The organism is Sulfuricurvum sp., assembly GCF_023229695.1.
GTDB lineage: Bacteria > Campylobacterota > Campylobacteria > Campylobacterales > Sulfurimonadaceae > Sulfuricurvum.
The window spans coordinates 1-2760 of sequence record NZ_JALNYS010000047.1; the positions used below are offsets into that span (position 1 = coordinate 1).

The window sequence follows — 2760 nt, forward strand, 5'->3', positions numbered from 1 at the left end:
GAAAGATACGGGAAGCTTTAGGGGGTTGTATGGGTGAAAAGCGTCAAAAAAGCCAACTGCTTGGCTTTTTTAGCTTTGGAACCCAAGCCGTTGTACGTAGTACCGGCTGGGTCGTCCCTGCCACTTTCCGGGCTTAGCTCGGAAAGTGCGTAACATCAGTCTATAAGAGGTAATTTTTTTTTCGAATGGTATAATGAGAACTTACCTTACGCACCTTGCCTTAACAGGTACTTCAAAGGGGAGTTAATCTCCCGTATCCGAAAGATACGGGAAGCTTGAGGGGGTTGTATGGAAAAAATATGGAGGCAGATTTATGTATGCAGTTGAATTTGAAACCGTCTCTAAAAATGGTATTATCGAAATCCCTCAAGACTTTTCTGAGTTTGCCTCAAAATCTTTGCGTGTCGTTTTAATGATGGATGAGTCGCAAAAAGAGAGTAAAATTGCCCGTATGCAAAGCCTTGTAGACGATGCTATAGCAAGCGGTGCGGGAAATCGCACGATGAGCGAGCTCAAAAATGTTGCCAAAAATCGGTTGACAACCGGTACCAAATAGTGGCGTATACGTTAAGTATTGAAGCCGAAGAAGATGTTATCGCTATTTTTCTCTCAGGTGCCGAACAATTCGGAGTTGTGCAAGCGGAACGCTATCACGACGAATTAGAAAAGATATTTGACTTTTTATCGACACATCCTCAAGCTGCGCGAATCCGCGAAGAGTTAACCCCCTCCGTACGTGTTCATCCCTTTGGTTCTCATATCATTCTTTATGCTGTAACCGAGAGTAATGATCTATTTATTATACGTGTACGCCATACCCATGAGGATTGGATAAATCAGTAAAAATGATCACGTTTAAAACCCTTTTTACGATGATGCTGCGGCACAAACGTCAGCTGATCTGGGGAAATCTGATCGCCATCGCGGCGACGCTGATCTCCATTCCGATCCCCTTGCTGATTCCGCTGATGGTCGATGAGGTGCTCCTCAAAAAAGGGGGAGCCGTTACGGAGTATATCGATCGCTTGACCCCCTTGCACGAACCTCTGTTGTATATCGGGGTCATTTTGGGGGTGACGATCGGTTTGCGGTTCCTTTTTTTTCTCCTCAGCATTGTTTCGCAGCGTTTTTTTATCACCCTCTCGCAAGAACTCAGTTTTAATATCCGCGTTCAGGCGCTGGAACATCTGAAGCGTGTGTCGATGAGCGCGTACGAGCGGTTGGGGAGCGGAAAAGTGATTACCCACCTGATTACCGATATCGATACGATCGAGCAGTTTTTGGGGAGTTTTTTGAGTAAACTGGTTGTCTCGGTAGCGACCCTGATCGGGGTGGCCGTTGTCCTCATCTGGATCAACCCTCTTTTCGGTATCCTTATTCTGATCTTTCAGCCTCTTATTATGATGGTGACCCGTAACATCTCCGGGAGGGTGGGGAAACTCAAAAAAGAGCAGAACCGCACCATCGGAGAACTCTCCGATACCCTGACGCAGATGTGCGATCTCTTCGGGCAGATTCGTGCCAGCAACAAAGAGGAGCGCTTTATTTGCGAAGCGATCGAGCAGTCGCGAAGACTCCGCCAAAGTGCGGGAGAATACGGGATCAAGGCGATGGCGGCAGAGCGCTACTCCTACACCCTCTTTTTAAGCGGATTTGAGATCTTTCGGGCGATGGGGCTTGTAATGGTCCTCTATTCGGATCTCTCCATCGGATTGATGTTCGGAATATTCGGCTATTTGTGGTTTATGATGACACCGGTACAGGAGCTGTTATCGATGCAGTACAGCTTTGCCAATGCGAAAAATTCCCTGGTACGGCTGAATGAACTCCTGGCCCTTCCGACCGAACCGCAATTGCCCGAATCGTCCTCAGTATTAAAAGGGGGCCATCCCCTGTCGATTGAAACGCGTAATCTGTTTTTTGGCTACGATGAGGGGGAACCGATCCTAAAAGGGGTGAATCTGACGATCCGGGAGGGGAGCAAAGTCGCTATCATCGGTGCCAGCGGGAGCGGTAAAAGCACCCTGTCGCAATTGCTGGTCGGATTTTACCCCCCGACGTCGGGAGATATCCTCTATAACGGGGTGAACGTGGAGGAGATCGGCTTTTCACGGGTTCGGGATGCGGTGTTTGTCGTTTTGCAGCAGCCGTTGATGTTTAACGAATCGTTGCGGTTTAATCTGACGATGGGGGACGAGAAGCACGAGGAGGCGATCTGGGAAGCGCTCCGGATCGCTCAGCTTGAACCGTTTGTCAAAACGCTTCCGGAGGGGCTGGAAACCCAGATCGGAAAATTCGGCATCCGTCTCTCCGGAGGGCAGCGGCAGCGTCTTTCAATCGCACGAATGGTGCTTGCTGACCCGAAGGTGGTCATTTTCGACGAATCGACGTCGGCATTGGACGTCCATACTGAGACGCTCTTGTTCGAAGCGCTGGAGAGGTTTTTGGAAGAGAAAACGGTGATCATCATTGCCCATCGTCTTAGTACCGTGACACGGGCCGATTATATTTATGTACTGGAAAACGGGGTTGTCCTCGAAGAGGGGACCCCTGCGGCGTTGGAGTCGATTGAGGGGAGTTTCCACACTTTCGTCAACCGTCAACATTCATGATAAAATAGCAGACTTGGCCCGAAAAGTGCGTAACATCAGTTAGCAATCTCCCGCATCCGAAAGATGCGGGAAGCTTCAGGGGGGTGCAGGGGACAAATTGTCCCCTGCCACTTTACGGGCTTGGCCCGAAAAGTGCGTAACAGAAAAG

General features: G+C 49.4%; 3 protein-coding genes. All 3 read left to right on the top strand.

Going from position 1 to position 2760, the window contains the following annotated elements:
- The first annotated feature begins 313 nt into the window (after positions 1–313).
- From M0P91_RS15135 to M0P91_RS15145, 3 genes are read left to right on the top strand one after another with little or no spacing between them, the layout of a single operon-like run.
- Positions 314–556, top strand: a complete 243-nt coding sequence (locus M0P91_RS15135) for a hypothetical protein (protein WP_295069360.1) — start codon at positions 314–316, stop codon at positions 554–556.
- Positions 556–843 (top strand): type II toxin-antitoxin system RelE/ParE family toxin, encoded by a 288-nt coding sequence (locus M0P91_RS15140; protein ID WP_295069363.1) that lies wholly within the window; start codon positions 556–558, stop codon positions 841–843. Before M0P91_RS15135 ends, M0P91_RS15140 begins: the two co-directional genes overlap by 1 nt.
- 2 nt (positions 844–845) lie before the next feature.
- Complete coding sequence (locus tag M0P91_RS15145; RefSeq protein WP_295069366.1) at positions 846–2612, top strand: ABC transporter ATP-binding protein; 1767 nt, start codon at positions 846–848, stop codon at positions 2610–2612.
- Positions 2613–2760 lie beyond the last annotated feature (148 nt).

What these genes read in the sequence shown, in the direction of transcription:
- M0P91_RS15135 (WP_295069360.1), top strand. Translation starts at nt 314, where the DNA reads ATGTATGCAGTTGAATTTGAAACCGTCTCTAAAAATGGTATTATCGAA.
- M0P91_RS15145 (WP_295069366.1), top strand. Translation starts at nt 846, where the DNA reads ATGATCACGTTTAAAACCCTTTTTACGATGATGCTGCGGCACAAACGT.